The organism is Bradyrhizobium sp. Ses1, assembly GCF_059512365.1.
This window is the reverse complement of record NZ_JCAMOQ010000001.1, coordinates 544,054-563,985: the sequence shown is the minus strand read 5'-3', so window position 1 is coordinate 563,985 and position 19,932 is coordinate 544,054. Positions and strand designations below refer to the sequence as shown.

Here is a 19,932-nt window from a genome sequence, read left to right as displayed (position 1 = left end):
TCGCGCTCATCCACAGCGCGCCCACAGGAGATGCTGGCGTTACCCGCAACCACCGTCATTCCGGGGCAATGCGCAGCATTGAACGACGATGCGCAATTGCGCATCGGAGAATCTCGAGATTCCGGGTTCGTCCTTCGGACGCCCCGGAATGGCGGAATGCGTATGCCTCAATGCCCGGGGTGGGCCTTCTTCATCGCGGCCAGTTGCTCTGGCGTCGCCGTGCCCTGGTATTTTGCCTTCCACTCCTCATAGGGCATGCCGTAGACGGCCTCGCGGCTCTCGTCCTTGCTAACAGCCACACCCTTGGCATCGGCCTCTTCCTTCATCCAGTTGGAGAGGCAATTCCGGCAGAATCCGGCGAGGTTCATCAGGTCGATGTTCTGGACGTCGGTACGGCTCTGCAAATGCTGCACCAGGCGCCGGAAAACGGCGGCTTCCAGCTCGGTCTTGGTCTTGTCGTCAATGGTCATGGGCCGTCATCCCGGTTTGTGATTCCCACCATATTGATATCAGGTGGGATTCGTCACAGATTTTGCCACATCGCTGCGCAAAACAGCATGAAATCGGGTGGGACCGGCGGTTTTCGATGGCAGAAGTCCGCCTGCCTTCCGTTGACAGGCGCCGCCGAGCCACGCGAAATCGTCAATGATTCGGTGTAGCTTCGCCTCATGATCGTACTGGATTCCCTGCCCATCCCCCCTCGTCTGCTTGCCGGTCTTCTGCCCGTGCTCGCGCTTGCGGCGGCGTGCCTGTGGACCAGCCCGGCTGCGGCCGATTTCCGGCTCTGCAACAATACCGCCAGCCGGGTCGGCATCGCGCTCGGCTACAAGGACGCCGAGGGCTGGACCACCGAGGGCTGGTGGAACATCTCTTCGCGCTCCTGCGAGACCCTGCTGCGGGGCAATCTGGTCGCGCGCTATTATTACATCTACGCGCTGGACTATGACCGCGGCGGCGAATGGTCTGGCCAGGCCTTCATGTGCTCGCGCGACAAGGAATTCACCATTCGTGGCACCGAGAATTGCCTGGCGCGCGGCTATGACCGCACCGGCTTCTTCGAGGTCGACACCGGGGAGCAACGGGCGTGGACCGTACAACTGACGGAAGCCAACGAGCAGCCGGCGCAGAAGGTGCCGGGAATGCCGGGCGGGGTCGCACCGGGGACTCCCGCAGTGCCGGGCCTGCCCAATCCACCGGGCGGAACGCCTCCAGGCGCGTCTGGTCTACCTCCAGCCGCACCTCCCGGAAGCAAGCAATGAGAAGACTGCGTCGGATCAAGATCCTCGCGACCTTGGGTCCCGCCTCCTCCGACAGCGCAATGATTCGCAAGCTGTTCGAGGCCGGCGCCGACCTCTTTCGCATCAACATGAGCCACACCCCGCATGACAAGATGCGGGACCTCGTCAAGACCATCCGCAATGTCGAGTCCAGCTACGGCCGGCCGATCGGAATCCTGGTCGACCTGCAGGGACCCAAGCTCCGGCTCGGCGCCTTTGCCGAAGGCTCGGTGCAGCTCAACAACGGCCAGAGCTTCGTGCTCGATTCCGACAAGACGCCGGGCGACAATACCCGCGTCAACCTCCCGCATCCGGAGATCCTGGCGGCGCTGCGGCCCGGCCACGCGCTATTGCTCGATGACGGCAAGGTGCGGCTGATTGCGGAAGAGACCTCGCCCGACCGCGCGGTGACGCGCGTGGTGATCGGCGGCAAGATGTCGGACCGCAAGGGCGTCAGCCTGCCCGACACCGACCTGCCAGTGTCGGCGATGACGCCGAAGGACCGCGCCGATCTCGAGGCTGCGCTGACCACCGGCATCGACTGGATCGCGCTGTCCTTTGTGCAGCGCGCCGAGGACGTCCACGAGGCCAAGAAGATGATCCGCGGCCGCGCCGCCGTGATGGCGAAGATCGAGAAGCCGCAGGCGATCGACCGGCTGGCCGACATCATCGATGCCTCCGATGCGCTGATGGTCGCGCGCGGCGATCTCGGCGTCGAGCTGCCGCTAGAGCGCGTGCCGAGCCTGCAGAAGCAGATGACGCGAATGGCGCGGCGCGCCGGCAAGCCGGTGGTGGTCGCAACCCAGATGCTGGAATCGATGATCCAGGCGCCGGTACCGACCCGCGCCGAGGTCTCCGACGTCGCCACCGCCGTCTATGAGGGCGCGGATGCGATCATGCTCTCGGCGGAATCGGCTGCCGGCAAATATCCGGTGGAAGCGGTCACCACCATGAACCGCATCGGCGAGGAGGTGGAGCGCGACCCGACCTATCGCGGCGTGCTCAATGCGCAGCGCGCCGAGCCGGAGCCGACGGTCGGCGATGCGATCGCGGATGCCGCGCGCCAGATCGCCGAGACGCTCGACCTCTCGGCGATCATCTGCTGGACCTCATCGGGCTCGACCGCGATCCGCGTCGCGCGCGAACGGCCCAAGGTGCCGGTCGTTGCGATCACGCCGAACCTGGCGACGGGCCGCAAGCTCTCGGTGGTGTGGGGCGTGCACTGCGTCGTCGCCGAGGACGCGCGCGATCAGGACGACATGGTCGACCGCGCCAACTCCATCGCATTCAGGGATGGCTTTGCCCGCGCCGGCCAGCGCGTGATCATCGTCGCCGGCGTCCCGCTCGGCATCCCCGGCACCACCAACATGGTCCGCATCGCCTCCGTCGCGCCGCAAGGGGAAGCGGAGAAGTAGGTTTCCCCGTCATTCCGGGGCGCGCGAAGCGCGAGCTATGATGTGCAATTTGCACATCAGAGAATCCATCGAGCCGCCGGCGTAGGCGGAGAAATGGATTCCGGGCTCGTCCTTCGGACGCCGGAATGACGGTAGAGAGATGGCAAACGCCCTTAGGCCCCCACCAGCGCCTTCGCGGGCGTGGTGGCCTGCACCACGAGGCCGCGGGCGCGGGCGTCCATGACGCCGACGGCGCGCAGTGCGAGCAGCGTCACGGTCTGCACGGCGTCGCGCAGCTTGACGGGATCATCGAGATTGTCGGGCGCGAGCGGTCCGACCAGCGACTCATGCAGCGCGCCGAGCAGCGCGGTGGCGGCAAGCGCGGTATCCTGCGCCGGCAGATGGCCGGCGCGCACCGCGGCATCGATTCGGATGGCGATCTCACCGGCGATCTCGCGCCGGCTGGCCAGCCGCGAGGCGGTGACATCGACATCGACAGGCTCGGCCAGGATGCCCCAGGCGAGCTTGCGCTGCGACAGCACATGGACGGCAACCGTGGTGACCGCGGCGGCCAGCGCCGAGGACGGCCCGGGCGCGGCATCCGCGGCCCGGCGAATCGCGGCGAGCTCGTCGCGCGAGACCTCGGCGATCAATTCGGAGATCAGGTCGGCCTTGGACGGGAAATAGCGGTAGACGGTTCCCGCCGCGACATGGGCGCGGACCGCCACCGGCGCGATCTGCACCGCAGCCATGCCGCCGTCCGCCGCCGCCTCGCGTGCCGCCGCCAGAATGGCGCTGCGCCGGGCGGCCAGCCGCTTTACCACCTGATGGGTTCGCCGATAGACCATGGCGCAGTTCCCGTCCCCAAACTCCCGCCGGCTCGGGATCGGCCGAACGAGACTTCACTATTTTAGGCGATCGAGCGCAGATCGCTGCAAAAGCTGAACACCTATTCATGGCGTCTGGCAAGACGGATTTGTGCCTTCTGGAATGCACAAAAAGGAGGGGTCCCGGCTCAGCGACCTTGGTTACTCCCAGCTTAAGACGCCCCCGTTCTGGTACTCGATCACGCGGGTCTCGAAGAAATTCTTCTCCTTCTTCAGGTCCATCGCCTCCGACATCCAGGGGAAGGGGTTGTCGGCTTCATCGAATACCGGCGCGAACCCAAGCTGGGCGCAACGGCGATTGGCGATGAAGTGCATGTAGGTTTCACAAAGTGCCGCGTTCAGTCCGAGAAAACCGCGCGGCATGGTGTCCCGTCCATAGGCCGCTTCGAGCTCGGCCGCCGTCCGCACCATGTCGCGAATCTCCTCCTGGAAGGGCTTCGTCCAAAGATGCGGATTCTCGATTCGGATCTGGTTGATGACGTCGATGCCGAAGTTCAGGTGGATGGATTCATCGCGCAGGATGTACTGATATTGCTCGGCGATCCCGATCATCTTGTTGCGCCGGCCAAGCGAGAGGATCTGTGCGAAGCCGGTGTAGAACCACATGCCTTCGAAGATGACGTAGAAAGCGACGAGGTCGCGCAGGAACGCCTGGTCTGCTTCCGGCGTCCCGGTCCTGAAGTCGGGATCGTCGAGATGCTGCGTATGTTTCAGCGCCCACGCCGCCTTATCAGTGATCGAGGGCACCTCCCGGTACATGTTGAACAGCTCGCCCTCATCGAGCCCCAAGCTCTCGACGATGTACTGGAAGGTGTGGGTGTGCACGGCCTCCTCGAACGCCTGCCGCAACAGATACTGCCGGCACTCCGGATTGGTCAGATGGCGATAGATCGCGAGCACGATGTTGTTGGCGACGAGGCTTTCGGAGGCCGCGAAGAAGCCGAGATTGCGCTTGATCGCGCGCCGCTCATCTTCGGTCAGGCCGTCGCGCGACTTCCACAGCGCGATGTCGGCCTGCATCGAGACCTCCGTCGGCATCCAGTGATTGTTGCAGGCGGCGAGATATTTCTCCCACGCCCATTTGTACTTCAGCGGCAGCAATTGATTGACGTCGGCGCGGCAGTTGATCATGCGCTTGTCGTCGACCGAGACACGGCTGCCATGGCGATCGATCGCACCTAAGCCGGTCTGGTTGCCGGCTGCGGCGACGTTCATGAGGGGGACCGCGTGGCGCGCGGTCGTAGCGGGCTCTGACCAGTCGAACATGGCGTTATTCCTTATTCCGCTGCTCACTGGCAGGCTTCACATTCGGGATTGTCGATCGAGCACGCGATGGCGCCGGACAAGTCCGGTGCGCTGGACATCGCGGGAGCTACGCTGACGGCGTTGAGCTTGCCGTCGGTGCCCTTCAGCGTCGACTTCTCGACATGGGTGGCGCTGCGCGAGCGCAGGTAATAGGTCGTCTTGAGGCCGCGCTGCCAGGCCAGGCGATACAGCGCATCGAGTTTCTTGCCGGAGGGGTTGGCGATATAGAGGTTGAGCGACTGCGACTGGTCGATCCATTTCTGCCGCCGCGCCGCCGCCTCGATCAGCCAAGCGCTGTCGATCTCGAACGCGGTCGCATAGAGCGCCTTGAGATCATCAGGGATACGGTCGATCGCACCTAAGCTGCCATCGAAATATTTGAGATCACTGACCATCACCTCGTCCCACAAGCCGCGCGCCTTGAGGTCGCGGACCAGGAAGGCGTTCACGACGGTGAAATCGCCGGACATGTTGGATTTGACATAGAGGTTCTGGTAGGCGGGCTCGATCGACTGCGCCACGCCGCAGATGTTGGAGATGGTCGCCGTCGGCGCGATCGCCATCACATTGGAATTGCGCATGCCGACCGTCTTGACGCGCTCGCGCAGGCCGTCCCAGTCCAATGTGCGCGAGCGGTCCATCGCGACGTCACCGCGCGCTTCCGCCAGCAGCTCGATCGAATCGATCGGCAGGATGCCCCGGCTCCACAGCGATCCCTCGAACGATGGGTAACGACCGCGCTCGGCGGCGAGATCGACGGAAGCCGAGATCGCGTGATAAGCGATCGCCTCCATGCTGGTATCGGCGAAGGCGACAGCCGCGTCGGACGCAAGCGGGATCCGCAGCACGTGCAGCGCATCCTGGAATCCCATCAACCCGAGGCCGACCGGCCGATGCCGCAGGTTGGAGCGCCGCGCCTCGGGAATGGTGTAGAAATTGATGTCGATGACATTGTCGAGCATCCGCATCGCGGTCGCGACCGTCCGCTTCAGCCTGGCCGTATCGAGCCCGCGCTCGCCGACGTGATTGAGCAGGTTGATCGAGCCGAGATTGCAGACCGCAGTCTCCTCATCCGAAGTGTTGAGCGTGATCTCGGTGCAGAGATTGGAGGAATGGATCACGCCGGCGTGGCGCTGCGGCGAGCGCAAATTGCAGGGGTCCTTGAAGGTGATCCAGGGATGTCCGGTCTCGAACAGCATGGTCAGCATCTTGCGCCAGAGATCAACGGCACGGACATTCTTGGATACCCGCATCTCGCCGCGCGCGGCCTTGTCTTCATAGGACGCGTAGCGCTCGGCAAAGGCCTTGCCGTAGAGATCGTGCAGATCGGGCGTCTCGTCCGGCGAGAACAGCGTCCATTCGCCGTCGGCCTCGACGCGCTGCATGAAGAGATCAGGCACCCAGTTGGCGGTATTCATGTCGTGGGTGCGGCGGCGGTCGTCGCCGGTGTTCTTGCGCAGGTCGAGGAATTCTTCGACGTCGATATGCCAGGTCTCGATATAGGCACAGACCGCGCCCTTGCGTTTTCCGCCCTGGTTGACGGCAATCGCGGTGTCGTTGGCGACTTTAAGGAACGGCACGACGCCCTGGCTCTCGCCATTGGTGCCCTTGATATGGGCGCCCAGCCCGCGCACCCGCGTCCAGTCATTGCCGAGGCCGCCGGAATATTTGGCGAGCAGCGCATTGTCCTTGATCGACTTGAAGATGCCGTCGAGATCGTCGGGAACGGTGGTGAGGAAGCAGGACGACAATTGCGGCCGCAGCGTGCCGGAATTGAAGAGCGTCGGCGTCGACGCCATGAAGTCGAAGGAGGACAGGAGATTGTAGAACTCGATCGCGCGCGCCTCCCGATCGATCTCGCGCAGTGCAAGCCCCATGGCGACGCGCATGAAGAACGCTTGCGGCAATTCAATCCGGTGGCCGCGGACATGCAGGAAATAGCGATCATAAAGCGTCTGCAGCCCTAAGAACTGGAACGCAAGATCGCGCTCCGGCTTCAGTGCCGCGGCCAGCTTGTTCAGGTCGAAGCGGCCGAGTTCGGGATCGAGCAATTCGGCCCTGATGCCGGTCTTGATATAGGCCGGAAAATATTCGCCATAGCGCACCGCCATGTCCGCCTGCGACGCTTTCGTTGGCGCGCCCTGCACGAAGGACAGCACTTCAGTGCGGAGCTTGTCGAGCAAGAGGCGCGCGCTGACATAGGCGTAGTTCGGCTCCTGCTCGACCAGCGTACGCGCCGCCATCACGCTGGCGAGCGCGAGTTCCTCCTGGCTGATGCCGTCATAGAGATTGCGCTGGATTTCCCCGACGACAGGCGCAGCGTCGACACCGTCGAGCCCCGCGCAGGCCTCGCCGACGATCATCGCCAGCCGCGCATGGTCGAGCGGCACCTTGCTGCCGTCCGCGAGCGTGACGTGGACGATTGGCCCGCTCGATGCCGTTGCGGATTTAGTTGCCTGCTGTTCGGCGCGCTGCCGCGCCCGCTCCTCGCGATAGAGCACATAGGCGCGCGCCACCTTGTGATGGCCGCTGCGCATCAATGCCAGTTCAACCTGGTCCTGGATGTCCTCGATATGAAAGGTGCGGCCTTCGCTCATCCGGCGCGACAGCGCGCCGACGACTTCGGCGGTCAATTCCTCGACCGCTTCGTGCACGCGGCGCGACGCAGCCGCCGTATTCCCCTCGACCGCAAGGAAGGCCTTGGTCATCGCCACCGAGATCTTGCCGGCATCGAATTGCGACACCGCGCCATTGCGGCGAATCACCTGCATCGGCAGCCGTGCTTCCGGCGCCGCGATTGATTCGGGGCGCAGGTGGATGAGAGGTGACGCGGTGGTTTCGCGATCGAGAGAGAGTGACATCTTGCAGACCCCGTGATGTTGCTGGGGCCGGATGCCGGAGGCGACGCTGCGTGATGATGCCGGCGGCGTACCGGCATGAGCCTGCAAGCGGCCGCCGGGACACCCCGCCCGTGGACGTTATTTGCTGTCACGGCAGGTCTCCTGGCTCGCAGGTCGGCGTCACTCCCCGTCTTCCCAATGCGATGCCGCATCAGTGACGTCTAAAATCGGGAGCAACTCACTGCTTACAGTTGCGGGGGCAGCGCTGGATTCTCGCGAGCAACGCGCGATCACCAGCTTCCCTCTTGGCCACCATTCCTTGCGTCATGATGGACCGTGACAGCTACATCTGGTGCGATTTGGGGAATGGTGTCAATGGGACGTATGGGCGAAGCGCAAAAATTCCGGTCCACGCCGTTGACGCTGTGAACAACCGGCTCCACGCGCACGTGATGTCAGCCGAGTTGACGTTCGCGCGATCTTGCCGGTAAGTGAACGCGTCGTGGTTCTTCGGAGAGATCTTTTCCGGAGCTAAGAGGGAAGCCGGTGTAAAGCCGGAGCTGCCCCCGCAACTGTAAGCGGCGAGCCGCGGTCCACAATTGCCACTGAAGCCTGCAAAGCTTCGGGAAGGCCGGACCGCAGCAACGACCCGCGAGCCAGGAGACCTGCCTCGACAACATACACGTCCTCGGGCGGGGTGTCCCGGTGGTGCGGTTGCGATTCCGTGCGCACCTCGCGCAGGGAATCCAGACGTGTCACTACGGCCTTTGCCCCCAACTCATGGGGTTAAGCCAATGTCTTCCACTTCACTTGTTGTTGCGTCCCTCGGCACGCCGCGGATCGGTCCGCGCCGTGAACTGAAATTTGCGCTGGAACGCTTCTGGTCCGGCACATCAGACGAAAAGACGCTGATCGAAACCGGCGTCGGGCTGCGCGCGGCCAATTGGGCGCGGCAAAAGAAACTCGGTATCACCGTGATCCCGTCGAACGATTTCTCGTTCTACGATCAGGTGCTCGACACCTGCGCAATGGTCGGCGCTATCCCGGAAAGCTATGGCTGGACCGGCGGCGCGGTGCCGCTTGCGACCTATTTCGCGATGGCGCGTGGCACCACGGCCGACGCGCATGACGAGGCCTGCGGACATGCCCATCACGCACATGGCGTGGCGGCGCTCGAAATGACGAAATGGTTCGACACCAACTATCACTACATGGTGCCGGAGCTTCGCAAGAACCAGTATTTTGCACTCTCATCGCGCAAGCCGATCGAAGAGTATGAGGAGGCGAAGGCGCTGGGTTATCAGACCCGCCCCGTGCTGGTCGGCCCGGTCACGTTCCTGAAACTGGCCAAGTCCAAGGAACCGCATTTCGACACGCTGTCGCTGCTCGACAGGCTCCTGCCGGTCTATATCGAACTATTGCGCGAACTCGCTGCCCGCGGTGCGGAATGGGTGCAGATCGACGAGCCCTCTCTCGTGCTTGATCTGGACGCCGCCGCTCAGCAAGCCCTACGGCGCGCCTATTCCGAAATCGCCAAAGCGGTGCCGGACATCAGGATCATGCTGGCGACCTATTTCGGCGGGCTCGGCGGCAATCGTGCGGTCGCGTTTGATCTTCCGGTCGCCGGCCTCCATCTCGATCTCGTGCGCGCGCCCCAGCAGCTCGGCGATCTCATCGACGTTCCGAAAGAACGGGTGCTGTCGCTCGGCGTGATCGACGGCCGTAACGTCTGGCGCGCGGATCTGAGCCGGATCCTCGATCAGCTTGGGCCCGTCGTCGCAAAGCTCGGCAAGGAGCGCATTCAGATCGCGCCATCCTGCTCGCTGCTTCATGTACCCATCGATCTCGCCCTGGAAACCAAGCTCGATCCCGAGGTGAAGACCTGGCTTTCATTCTCGGTGCAGAAGCTCGAAGAGCTTGCCGCACTGGGCGCGGCGCTTGGAAGTGGCCGGGCCCCTGCGTCCGAAGCGATCCGAGCGTCCGATGCCGCCGCGGCCGCGCGCAAGACCTCACCGCGGATTCACGATGCCAAGGTTGCCCAGCGTCTCGCCGCCATCGATGGCGGCATGCGCCATCGTGCCAGCCGGTTCGCCGAGCGTGCCGAGGTGCAGCGCGAGCGGTTCAATCTGCCACGCTTCCCGACCACGACCATCGGCTCCTTCCCGCAGACAACCGATGTCAGAAACGCACGCGCCGCACATGCCAATGGTGCACTCAGCGATACCGCATACAAGACCTATCTGCAGCATCAGACCGCGCGCGCCATCCGTTGGCAGGAGAATATCGGGCTCGACGTCCTGGTCCATGGCGAGTTCGAGCGCAACGACATGGTGCAGTATTTTGGCGAGCAGCTTTCCGGCTTCGCCTTCACCGAGCTCGGCTGGGTGCAGTCCTATGGCTCGCGCTGCGTCCGGCCGCCGATCCTCTATGGCGACGTCTCACGACCGCAGCCGATGACGGTCGAATGGTGGCAATTCGCGCAGTCACTGACGGCAAAGCCGGTGAAGGCGATGTTGACCGGCCCCGTGACCATCCTGAACTGGTCCTTCGTCCGCGACGACCTGCCGCGCAGCGACGTGTGCCGACAGATCGCGCTCGCGATCCGCGATGAGGTGCTCGATCTCGAGATGGCCGGCGCCGGCATGATCCAGATCGACGAAGCAGCACTGCGGGAAGGCCTGCCGCTGCGCAGGTCGGAATGGAAGACCTATCTCGATTGGGCGGTCGATAGTTTCCGCATCTGTTCCTCCGGCGTGCAGGACGAGACCCAGATCCACACCCATATGTGCTACTCCGAGTTCAACGACATCATCGACGCCATCGCGGCGATGGACGCCGATGTCATTTCGATCGAGACCTCGCGCTCGAAAATGGAATTGCTCGACGCCTTCCGGAACTACCGCTACCCGAACGAAATCGGTCCCGGCGTCTACGATATCCATTCACCGCGCGTGCCTGACATTGGCGAGATCACCGACCTCCTCAAGCTCGCAAGAGAGCGGCTCTCCGACGCGCAGATCTGGATCAACCCCGACTGCGGCTTGAAGACCCGCAAGTGGGAAGAGGTGCGCCCGGCGCTCGCCAACATGGTCGCCGCCGCCCGCGAATTGCGGTCGCTTGGCTAGACAGCGCCGCCCCGTCTCTTATCCTGCGGCGGCTCGAAGAGGAGAACGCCATGCGCTTCTGGATTCAATGCACAAGGTTCGAGACGGAGCAGCCCATTCACATCAATATCGCGCTCGTCGGCAGCATGTGGCGCGACGGCGAGCGCACCGTACTCGCCTTCGTCGGTGGCGATGGCGAGAGGATTGAGGTCGTCGAGACACCGGAGCAGATGTTGGACCGGCATCTCGGCACGCCCGGGACCGCATGACGATATGCAGGCGGTTGCAACATCATTGCGAAGAAGGACCCATAACCACAGGCGTTTACAGTGTGCTCCGCTACAACGGCTTGCTCGCGCCACGACAGCCGCCTGTGGAATGAGTCCCGGGCCCCGGCTACGCCCAAGGGGCTTCGCAGCGGCACGCAAGCCCGGGACGACGATGGAATGTGGAGCAATCGCCAAAGCAAAAGCCCGGCACTAGGCCGGGCTTCTGTACGTCTTGCTCTCTGATCGCGCTTACGCCTGCGGCTGCGGCTCCAGGCCGGGGTCCGGATCCGGGCGCGGACGCGACTTGCCGGCAGGCGGCACGGCGGAGGCACGTGGCGTGGTCGGCTCGAGCACGGACTCGCGGTTCGGCTTCTTACCCTTCAAGAGATCAACGATCTCGTCGCCGGTCAGCGTCTCGAACTCGAGCAGGCCTTTCGCCAGTGCTTCGAGATCGGCGCGCTTCTCGGTGAGGATTCGCGTCGCCTCGTTGTAGCCTTCCTCGACCAGGCGCTTGATCTCGGAGTCGATCTTCTGGACTGTCGCCTCCGAGGCGTTCTGGGTGCGCGACACCGACATGCCCAGGAACACTTCATCCTGGTTCTCGCCATAGGAGACGGTGCCGAGCTGTTCCGACAGGCCCCAGCGGGTCACCATCATGCGCGCCAGACGTGTCGCCTGCTCGATGTCGGAGGCCGCGCCCGAGGTGACCTTCTCGCGGCCGAACACCAGTTCTTCCGCGACGCGTCCGCCCATCATGATCGCGAGACGCGAGGTCATCTGCTCCAGCGACATCGACAGTTTGTCGCGCTCCGGCAATTGCATGACCATGCCGAGTGCACGGCCGCGCGGAATGATGGTCGCCTTGTGGATCGGGTCGGTGGCGACGACGTTGAGGCCGACGATCGCGTGGCCGCCTTCGTGATAGGCGGTCAGAAGCTTCTCTTCCTCGGTCATAACGAGCGACTTGCGCTCGGCGCCCATCATCACCTTGTCCTTGGCCTCTTCGAACTCGGCCTGCGTCACCATCCGCTTGTTACGGCGGGCGGCGGTCAGCGCGGCCTCGTTGACGAGGTTCATCAAGTCGGCACCCGAAAAGCCCGGGGTGCCGCGCGCGATGGTCTTCAGGTTGATATCGGGCGCCAGCGGCACCTTGCGGACGTGAACCTTCAGGATCTGCTCGCGGCCGACGACGTCAGGGTTCGGCACCACGACCTGACGGTCGAAGCGGCCGGGCCGCAGCAGCGCCGGATCGAGCACGTCGGGCCGGTTGGTGGCGGCGATCAGGATCACGCCCTCATTGGCCTCGAAGCCGTCCATCTCGACCAGCAACTGGTTCAGCGTCTGCTCGCGCTCGTCATTGCCGCCGCCGAGGCCGGCGCCACGATGGCGGCCGACCGCATCGATTTCGTCGATGAAGATAATGCAAGGCGCGTTCTTCTTCGCCTGCTCGAACATGTCACGCACGCGCGATGCACCGACGCCGACGAACATCTCGACGAAGTCGGAGCCGGAAATGGTGAAGAACGGCACGTTGGCTTCGCCCGCCACCGCGCGCGCGATCAGCGTCTTACCGGTGCCGGGAGGGCCGACCAGCAACACGCCGCGCGGAATGCGTCCGCCCAAACGCTGGAATTTGCCGGGGTCGCGCAGGAATTCGACGATCTCCTGCAGGTCCTGCTTGGCCTCGTCGACGCCGGCGACGTCCTCGAACGTCACCCGGCCATGCGCCTCTGTCAGCATCTTGGCGCGCGACTTGCCGAAGCCCATCGCCTTGCCGGCGCCGCCCTGCATCTGGCGCGACAGGAAAATCCACACGCCGATCAGCGCGATGAAGGGCAGCCAGGAGACCAGCAGCGAAACGAACCACGGCACGTTGTCGCCCGGCGGCTTCGCAGTGATCTGCACCTTGCCGTCATAGAGGCGCTTCACCAGCGTCGGGTCGTTCGGCGCGTAGGTCTGGAAGCTCGAGCCGTTGGTGAAGGTGCCATGGATTTCCGGCCCCTGGATCACGACGTCGCGGACATGGCCCTGGTCGACTTCGCTGAGGAGCTGCGAGAACGAGATGTCCTGCGAGGACGCGCGCTGACCCGGATTCTGGAAGAGCGTAAACAACGCCAACAGCAGCAAGACGATAATGACCCAGAGGGCGAAATTCCGCAGATTGGCGTTCATTGATCTTCCTTCGTGGTCGCGCGGATCGCGGCCTCAAAACTATCCTCGGGCGGCCTCAGGCAGGGCACTTCAGGAAATCCCTGGGAATCCCCCCTTAGCGACTGCATACAATTTAGGTGCCACGGGAGTATATGCCAAGGGAACTGCACAGGACTATTTAGCGCATCCTAGCCCGATTCCCGGTCAAATAATGGCGCAAAGATCCGGGTTTTTCGGGGGTAGTTAAGCGGATATGTCGGGAATTTTCCTATTCGGCTGAATATCAGCGGGCCCGGCTCCTGCGCGGCGGTGCCGGCTCGACCCGGATCCGCCCATTGGCGAGCCCAATGACCGCGCCGGCGAGCGTCTGCTTCAGCTTGCCCGCCCTCTGCGTAACCGCCTGATCGAGTGCGGCCAGCAGGGCCTCGATCTTGCCCAGTTCGGCCGGCCCCTCATGGCCCACGCGGTCGATCGCGCGCTTGAGCAGGCGCAGCCGGACCTCCTCGGGAAGGGCCACAAAGGCCCCGGCATCGAATCCGGGGCGCGCCGCATTGCCATCGCGCAGCGCAAGGTAGCGCTCGGCACCATCAGCCAGCACTTCCACCGCGGCATTGGCCCGAGCGAGCCGCGCTGCCAGCCGCGCCAGGTTCCGGGCATCGCCGCCCTCTGCAGCCAGTGCCGGCATCAGCGCACGCAGCCGCGGACGCGTGAACGCAGTGTCACGATTGGTCGGATCGACCGCATAACCGATCCTGGCTTTCTCCAGGGTAGCGATCAGCCGCGCCTTTGGAACAGCGAGCAGCGGCCGCGCCAATCTCACCCCTTCGCGCTCGGTCTCGCGCGCCATCGCGGCGAGGCCGGCGATGCCGCTGCCGCGCAGCAGCCGCATCAGAAGCGTTTCGGCCTGGTCGTCGCGGGTGTGGGCCGTGAGGATATGCGTCGCCCCGCTCGCGCGGGCCGCTTCGGCCAGCAGGCGATAGCGCGCCTCGCGTGCCGCCTCCGGCAGGCCGCTGTTCGGCTTGGTCCCGGTCCAGCGCAACGTCCGATGGGGCAGATCGAGGGTGCCCGCAAGGCGCTTGACCTCACGCGCTTCGCGCGCGGCCTCCGGGCGCAGGCCGTGGTCGACAGTGACTGCAATCAGCCGCGGCCCCTGCTTCAGTGTCCGGCGCCAGCGCACCGCGAGCCACATCAACGCCACCGAGTCCGGACCGCCGGACACGGCCAGAACGATCGCTGGCGCGCGCTTCCAGTCGTCTAACAGACGTTTGGCTTCTGTCGCGGAGATCGCGCTGCTGTCATCGGACATGGCGGTGCCACTGGTCGCGGAGCCGAAAGGCCCCAGCGGCACCGGTTTAGCACTTGATCCGCTTCTGCTCACGATCGACGGCAGCTTTGACGCCCGTGGAAGCCCGCGGATATTTCCGCGTCACTTCGCCGAGCGCGGCGCAGGCAGCTTCCTTCTCCTTCAGCGCCGCCAGTGACTGGCCAAGCCGCAGCAGCGCGTCCGGCGCCTTGGCCGACTTGTCGAATTTCGTGGTCACACCGAGGAAGGACTCGGCGGCGTCACGATACTGCTGACGCTGAAAGTAGCTCTCGCCGAGCCAATATTGCGCATCCGGGATCAAGGGGTCGCTCGGATATTTCTGCGAGAAATTCCGCATGGTTTCCTCGGCGAGCGCATAGTCCCTGCGCTGCATATAGCCGATGCCAAGATCGAACTCGTCCTTCGATGTCGCCGATGGCGGCAAGGTGGTCAGTGCGGCGATGGCGCCACCCCCCGCCGGTGCGCCGGCATTGCGTGGGCTGGTGTTGCCGAGGTCGAGCGGTTCGCCGGCGCCACGTCCGCCGGGCGCGCCGACCGCAGCATCCGGTGACATCGGCATCTGGCCGCCACCGAGTGCGCGCGGCGCCCCCGGGGCGTTCGGGTTCTGGTTGGGATCGAAGGCATCGCCACGGCCGCGGCGCCCTCCCGCCGCTGGCGCTGCCGGCTCCTGAACGATTGGAGCGGGAGCTGCGATCTGGGTCTGGTCGTAGCCGCCCTGCGATTGCCTGTAACCCGGCTGCGGTTGCCCATAGCCCTGTTGCGGCTGTCCATAGGACGGCTGGCCGCCTTGCGGCGGGTAGGACTGTGCAGGCTGTGCGGTCGGCGGCATGGCGGCAACGCCGGGCTGGGCGGCCTGGGGCTGGCCGCCGGGGCCGGACGGCGCAGCGCCGAGCTGACGCAGGCGCTCCTCCAACTGGCGGTTACGATACTGCAGTTCCTCGTTCTGGCCGGTCAGCTGCCGAAGCTGGTTCTCCAGGTGCTGGACCCGCATTTCGAGGTCGGCATCGTCGGATTGTGCGAAGGCCGGTGCGGAAATGGCCAGTCCCGCGGCAACCGCCGCGGCGCGTGCAACTCTAAGAAATCTGGATGACATCTTGCCCTGACGACGAAAATCGACGCGGAATCACACTGAGGCAGGGAGTACGCCGGAATTGTGACTGAAGCAAATCAACGTTTAAACAAAACCGGCGCCTCTCGGCGCCGGCGGCAAATCGCAGAGTTTTCGAAAGCTCACGAACTCGCGTTCAGCACCGTCACGGCGCGGCGGTTCTGCGACCAGCAGGAGATGTCGTTGCAGACCGCCACCGGACGTTCCTTGCCGTAGGAGATGGTGCGCATCCGGCTCGGATCGATGCCGCGCGAGGCGAGATAGGAGCGAACCGCCTGGGCGCGACGCGCACCGAGCGCGATATTGTATTCACGTGTGCCGCGCTCGTCGGCATGGCCTTCGATGGTAAAGCTGTAACGGTTGTAGCTCTGCAGCCACTGCGCCTGCTTGTCCAGGGTCGCGATCGCCTGCGGGGTCAGGTCGGTCTGGTCGCTCTCGAAGAAAACACGGTCGCCGACGTTCACGACGAAATCCTGCTGGCTGCCCGGGGTCGCCGCGTTCGCCATCGCGCCATCGGCGCCGAGATTATTCTTGGCGCATGCACCCATCGATAGCGCGACCGCCACCACCGCGGCGAGCTTCAATCCCTGGAGGATTCGCATCTGATATTTCATTCCCGGAGCCTCCACGCTCACGTTCTCGAACTCTCATCCGATCTACAGGGCGATGGTTAAGCGAACGTTCCGTCAACCTTGATGGGACCTTGCCAGACCCGATCAAATGCGGACGAACGGCGAAAAGCGCCCCCGATGGTTAATGGGTTGTAAATGTGGCGCGAGGGTGAAGACAAGCGCGGAGGCCGCCGGAATCGCCGATTTCCCGGCTTTACCGGGAAGAATCGGCGCAGAGTGCGGGACTTCAGCGACAGTTCGGGCGAAGCCGGACTATTCAGGAACTTGGAACGATCGACGCTTGCGCGAAGGAGGGCCGGACATCAGTGGTACCAGATTGACCCCGCCCCCGCTCGAACAGCATCCTTCGTTCGAACGCGCTCGAGCGCAGGAACGGATAGCGGGCGAGCACCCGCTCAGACACGTTCGGCAGGTGTGCGGCCATCAATCCGACCGGCTTGACCAGGCCCGGATAGAGGCGAGGCTGGGACCAGACCTCGTGCAGGAATACCCGACGGTAGAACGCCATGTGCTCGGCACGAACGATGGCCAACCCGTAGTCCGCATTGAAGTGAACGCCGGCAGTCGAGCCGAGCCGCACCGTGACATAAGGCAGTTCCGGAAAATTCCGCGCCTTTTCAGGGTCGGCGACAAAGCGCGTTGAATCGATGAAGACGAGGCCCTGATCGAGCTTGGGATGAAGCACGTCGCCGAACAGCTCAACTGAGGGCGACATCCGCCACTCGGACGTCAGCACGCTGATCCGGATAGAGCTGTAGAGTTCGCCGTGAACGTACACGCCAAACGTCCAGGCGTTCGGAGCGTCCTCATATTGATCGACGACGCGCTCGTCGGCCGAAGGCTGGATTGCGCCTTCACGGAGATAGGCGCGATAGCGGAGTCGGTAGATCTCGTCCTTTTCCTCAGGGGTCTCGGCGAGACGGTAATCGACTCGATCCAGCGGGTCCGCAAGCCGTCCTGTAGCCGGCTTGATGGCTTCGGCTGCGGACCTCATGGGCTACTCCAAAAAACTATCACCAGCACACACAACTTTTGCGCGCGGTAAACCTTTACGCGCATTTGAATAAATTAACAGCTTCTTAACTGGTGTGCAAAGCGATCGCGGCATTACGGTTAACCGCTACGCGCACGGCTTGTACGCCGACCATGCGTCGGTACGCCGGTAAGACTACGGTATCGGGTGATCTCAGGCGATCGAACGCGAGGCAACCACGAACGGCTGATCGTCGGTATGGCGGCTGTGGGAAGCCTTCAACAACTGGCGGATGCGCACCGCAGGAACGGGGCGGCTGAATAGATAGCCCTGCGCCTCGGTGACCGCACCATCGGCGCCGACCAGCTCGAGCTGCTCGTTGGTCTCGATGCCCTCGACCACGACCAACATGCCGAGATCGGCCGACAGCCGCGCCACGCCGCGCAGCAGCGTCAGCGGGCGGTCGGTATCGATACCTTCGAGGAACGAGCGGTCGATCTTGACCTTCTGCAAGGGGAAGTTGTGCAGATAGCTCAGACTCGAATAGCCGGTGCCGAAATCGTCGAGCGAGATCCGTACACCCAGCGCATGCAGCTGCGACAGCACGTCGTGCGTCACTTGCGTATTGCGCAACAGTGAGGACTCGGTGATCTCGATCTCAAGACGTCGCGCTGGCAGGCCCGAAACCTCCAGCGCATAGCGGACCTCGCTCAGCACGTCGCGCTGATGGAACTGCTGCGGCGACAAATTGACCGCGACGCTGACGGATTCGGGCCAGGCCATGCATTCCATACAGGCCTTGCGTAGAATCCAGCGGCCGAGATCGACGATCAACCCCATGTCCTCCGCTACCGGAATGATCTCGATCGGAGAGACCGTGCCGCGCACCGGATGATTCCAGCGCAATAGCGCCTCGCAGGTCGTGATCCTGCCGGTCTTGAGATTGACCAGCGGCTGGTAATAGAGCTCGAACTCCTCGTTCGCCAGCGCCTTGCGCAGGTCGAGCTCGAGGATGCGGCGCGCTTCGACGATCTGGGCCATCTCGTCGCGGAAAAAGCAGAACGTGCCGCGCCCGTCAGCCTTGGCGCGATAGAGTGCCATATCGGCGTTCTTCAAAAGCGTGTCGGCGCTGACGCCCGGCGACGTCATGGCGATGCCGACGCTGGCCCCGATCTCGACCAGGTGATTGTGAATCTTGTAGCGCTCGCTGAGGCGATCGACGATGCGACGTGCAAGGCTGGCCGCGTCCTCATGCGATTTGATGTCCTGCTGGAACACCACGAACTCGTCGCCGCCGAAGCGCGCCACGAAATCTTCCGGCCGCAGCATTTCGCGGAGCCGGCCGGCTACCGCACAGAGGAGCTGGTCGCCGCAGGGATGGCCGAGCGTGTCGTTGACCTGCTTGAATTGGTCGAGGTCGATGAACAGCAGGGCCGACAGTTGCGCGGCGCCCTGCTGGCCGGCTAGGAGGCGACCGATCTCGTCCCGGAAATGGACACGGTTGGGCAACGCCGTGAGTTCGTCGTAGCGCGCCAGATGGTTGATCCTGGCCTCGGCATTGCACCGCTCAGTGATGTCCTGCAGCAGCGCGACGGCGCCACCGCCGGTCATCGGCTGGAACGTCCAGGACAGCGCGCGGCCGCGCGTGGCGTCCGGATCGTTAGTAACCATGTCCCGCGTCTCGGTGTGTTCGATCTCGGCGAGAATCTTCCTGCCACTTGCATCGGAGATCGAACCGGAGCTGACGCAGGCTGCGATGATGTCGGCCGCGCTGGCGCCGCGCTGCACCAGATCTTCCGACAACTGCATCATCTCGCTAAAGCGATGATTCATGACGGCCAGCCGGCCATCGGCGCGGAACATGCACAGGCCGTGCGGCATGTTGTTCAGCGCGGTGTCAAACTGGCTAGCCAGCGCGGCCTCGCGCTCGCCCGCCACCAACGCCTGCACGAAGATCCGCTGCAAGTTGGTCGATATCTGTTTCAGGGCGAGGAAGAACACCGCGGCCACGATCGCCATCCCGATATAGTAAGGCGTTCCCTTCATCGCGAGCGCGATCGAGGTCGGACCACAGGCGAGCGCGATCTGGACATGGAATATCCACGGCCGGCCGTAGGTGCGGCCCGCGCCGGCCGCCACATAGCCTGTTGTGACGGACAGGCAGATCATGTGCGCGACCGCATCGTCGCTGCCGAGCAGCGTGACCGTACACCAGACGCCGAGCGCGATCGCATAGGCCATCGCGCCGATCTGATAGCGGACATCCCAGCGCGCCACCTCCTCGGTGGTCAGGACCGACCTGCGCGACATGTACCAGTGCATGTCGACCGCGCGGGCGGCGCCGGTGATCACCAGCAGTGCGACACAGGGCCAGAGCCAGAGCAGCTGCGTCTTCATGGCGGTCAGCACTGCCGCCATTGCCACCAGCGCAGCACCGGCGAACAGGGGCGCCGGATTCTGGAACAGCGAATCGATCAGTGCCGCGTAGATCGACGGCGACACCTTCTGGTCGGAATCCGCGCTCTGGTTGGCGAGCTGCATGCTGCTCATACACGTCCTGTTGTAACGTGCAGTTCTACCCGGCGCTGATGAAGTCTTTCTGAGGGAATATCGTTACCAAGACCTTGTTTCGAGTTTTATTCAGAAGAAATCCTCTTTTAGTTTCAAT

The 19,932-nt window shown here is 63.9% G+C and carries 14 protein-coding genes and 2 riboswitches; of the genes, 4 read left to right on the top strand and 10 right to left on the bottom strand.

What is annotated here, in order from left to right; translation table 11 throughout:
- Positions 1–167: 167 nt before the first annotated feature.
- Entirely contained in the window at positions 168–470 is a 303-nt protein-coding gene (locus AC5ZG5_RS02685; protein WP_028163654.1) for a DUF1244 domain-containing protein, read from the bottom strand.
- Positions 471–668: 198 nt separating this feature from the next.
- Here AC5ZG5_RS02685 and AC5ZG5_RS02680 point away from each other — a divergent pair, with 198 nt between their 5' ends.
- Together AC5ZG5_RS02680 and pyk are read left to right on the top strand one after the other, a co-directional pair.
- Positions 669–1,259: a DUF1036 domain-containing protein gene (locus tag AC5ZG5_RS02680; RefSeq protein WP_165435525.1), complete on the top strand. Its 591-nt coding sequence runs from the start codon at positions 669–671 to the stop codon at positions 1,257–1,259.
- Entirely contained in the window at positions 1,256–2,692 is a 1,437-nt protein-coding gene (gene pyk, locus AC5ZG5_RS02675; protein ID WP_028163656.1) for a pyruvate kinase, read from the top strand. Before AC5ZG5_RS02680 ends, pyk begins: the two co-directional genes overlap by 4 nt.
- Positions 2,693–2,844: 152 nt before the next feature.
- Here pyk and AC5ZG5_RS02670 read toward each other — a convergent pair whose 3' ends face one another.
- The 3 genes from AC5ZG5_RS02670 to AC5ZG5_RS02660 form a co-directional block, all read right to left on the bottom strand.
- A complete protein-coding gene (locus AC5ZG5_RS02670) occupies positions 2,845–3,519 on the bottom strand; it encodes a TetR/AcrR family transcriptional regulator (RefSeq protein ID WP_028163657.1) in 675 nt (224 codons plus the stop codon).
- Between the two features lie 180 nt (positions 3,520–3,699).
- Positions 3,700–4,824 (bottom strand): ribonucleotide-diphosphate reductase subunit beta, encoded by a 1,125-nt coding sequence (locus tag AC5ZG5_RS02665; RefSeq protein WP_456640967.1) that lies wholly within the window; start codon positions 4,822–4,824, stop codon positions 3,700–3,702.
- A 23-nt stretch (positions 4,825–4,847) separates the two neighbouring features.
- A complete protein-coding gene (locus AC5ZG5_RS02660) occupies positions 4,848–7,724 on the bottom strand; it encodes a ribonucleoside-diphosphate reductase subunit alpha (protein ID WP_456640966.1) in 2,877 nt (958 codons plus the stop codon).
- Between the two features lie 114 nt (positions 7,725–7,838).
- Positions 7,839–8,057: riboswitch (cobalamin riboswitch) on the bottom strand.
- A 132-nt stretch (positions 8,058–8,189) separates the two neighbouring features.
- Positions 8,190–8,390, top strand: a riboswitch (cobalamin riboswitch).
- Between the two features lie 107 nt (positions 8,391–8,497).
- Here AC5ZG5_RS02660 and metE point away from each other — a divergent pair.
- Together metE and AC5ZG5_RS02650 are read left to right on the top strand one after the other, a co-directional pair.
- The gene (metE, locus tag AC5ZG5_RS02655; protein ID WP_456640965.1) at positions 8,498–10,828 is read left to right on the top strand and encodes a 5-methyltetrahydropteroyltriglutamate--homocysteine S-methyltransferase; all 2,331 of its coding nucleotides are present in this window, start codon (positions 8,498–8,500) and stop codon (positions 10,826–10,828) included.
- Positions 10,829–10,878: 50 nt separating this feature from the next.
- Positions 10,879–11,076: a hypothetical protein gene (locus tag AC5ZG5_RS02650; RefSeq protein ID WP_028163661.1), complete on the top strand. Its 198-nt coding sequence runs from the start codon at positions 10,879–10,881 to the stop codon at positions 11,074–11,076.
- A gap of 249 nt (positions 11,077–11,325) precedes the next feature.
- Here the strand turns inward: AC5ZG5_RS02650 and ftsH are convergent, their stop codons facing one another.
- From ftsH to AC5ZG5_RS02620, 6 genes are all read right to left on the bottom strand, one after another.
- Positions 11,326–13,248 (bottom strand): ATP-dependent zinc metalloprotease FtsH, encoded by a 1,923-nt coding sequence (ftsH, locus tag AC5ZG5_RS02645; protein WP_130229339.1) that lies wholly within the window; start codon positions 13,246–13,248, stop codon positions 11,326–11,328.
- 262 nt (positions 13,249–13,510) lie between these two features.
- Positions 13,511–14,533, bottom strand: coding sequence for a tRNA lysidine(34) synthetase TilS (gene tilS / locus AC5ZG5_RS02640; RefSeq protein ID WP_028163663.1), 1,023 nt, complete (start codon positions 14,531–14,533; stop codon positions 13,511–13,513).
- A 46-nt stretch (positions 14,534–14,579) separates the two neighbouring features.
- Entirely contained in the window at positions 14,580–15,644 is a 1,065-nt protein-coding gene (gene ybgF, locus AC5ZG5_RS02635; RefSeq protein ID WP_456640964.1) for a tol-pal system protein YbgF, read from the bottom strand.
- A 137-nt stretch (positions 15,645–15,781) separates the two neighbouring features.
- Positions 15,782–16,273, bottom strand: coding sequence for a peptidoglycan-associated lipoprotein Pal (gene pal, locus AC5ZG5_RS02630; RefSeq protein ID WP_028163665.1), 492 nt, complete (start codon positions 16,271–16,273; stop codon positions 15,782–15,784).
- 274 nt (positions 16,274–16,547) lie between these two features.
- Complete coding sequence (locus AC5ZG5_RS02625; protein WP_130230745.1) at positions 16,548–17,285, bottom strand: N-acyl amino acid synthase FeeM domain-containing protein; 738 nt, start codon at positions 17,283–17,285, stop codon at positions 16,548–16,550.
- 192 nt (positions 17,286–17,477) lie between these two features.
- Positions 17,478–19,805, bottom strand: a complete 2,328-nt coding sequence (locus tag AC5ZG5_RS02620; RefSeq protein ID WP_456641015.1) for a putative bifunctional diguanylate cyclase/phosphodiesterase — start codon at positions 19,803–19,805, stop codon at positions 17,478–17,480.
- Positions 19,806–19,932 lie beyond the last annotated feature (127 nt).

Bases quoted from the DNA above. Each gene is read 5' to 3' on its own strand.
- AC5ZG5_RS02685 (WP_028163654.1), bottom strand. From the start codon at position 470: ATGACCATTGACGACAAGACCAAGACCGAGCTGGAAGCCGCCGTTTTC.
- AC5ZG5_RS02680 (WP_165435525.1), top strand. From the start codon at position 669: ATGATCGTACTGGATTCCCTGCCCATCCCCCCTCGTCTGCTTGCCGGT.
- pyk (WP_028163656.1), top strand. From the start codon at position 1,256: ATGAGAAGACTGCGTCGGATCAAGATCCTCGCGACCTTGGGTCCCGCC.
- AC5ZG5_RS02670 (WP_028163657.1), bottom strand. From the start codon at position 3,519: ATGGTCTATCGGCGAACCCATCAGGTGGTAAAGCGGCTGGCCGCCCGG.
- AC5ZG5_RS02665 (WP_456640967.1), bottom strand. From the start codon at position 4,824: ATGTTCGACTGGTCAGAGCCCGCTACGACCGCGCGCCACGCGGTCCCC.
- AC5ZG5_RS02660 (WP_456640966.1), bottom strand. From the start codon at position 7,724: ATGTCACTCTCTCTCGATCGCGAAACCACCGCGTCACCTCTCATCCAC.
- metE (WP_456640965.1), top strand. From the start codon at position 8,498: ATGTCTTCCACTTCACTTGTTGTTGCGTCCCTCGGCACGCCGCGGATC.
- AC5ZG5_RS02650 (WP_028163661.1), top strand. From the start codon at position 10,879: ATGCGCTTCTGGATTCAATGCACAAGGTTCGAGACGGAGCAGCCCATT.
- ftsH (WP_130229339.1), bottom strand. From the start codon at position 13,248: ATGAACGCCAATCTGCGGAATTTCGCCCTCTGGGTCATTATCGTCTTG.
- tilS (WP_028163663.1), bottom strand. From the start codon at position 14,533: ATGTCCGATGACAGCAGCGCGATCTCCGCGACAGAAGCCAAACGTCTG.
- ybgF (WP_456640964.1), bottom strand. From the start codon at position 15,644: ATGTCATCCAGATTTCTTAGAGTTGCACGCGCCGCGGCGGTTGCCGCG.
- pal (WP_028163665.1), bottom strand. From the start codon at position 16,273: ATGAAATATCAGATGCGAATCCTCCAGGGATTGAAGCTCGCCGCGGTG.
- AC5ZG5_RS02625 (WP_130230745.1), bottom strand. From the start codon at position 17,285: ATGAGGTCCGCAGCCGAAGCCATCAAGCCGGCTACAGGACGGCTTGCG.
- AC5ZG5_RS02620 (WP_456641015.1), bottom strand. From the start codon at position 19,805: ATGCAGCTCGCCAACCAGAGCGCGGATTCCGACCAGAAGGTGTCGCCG.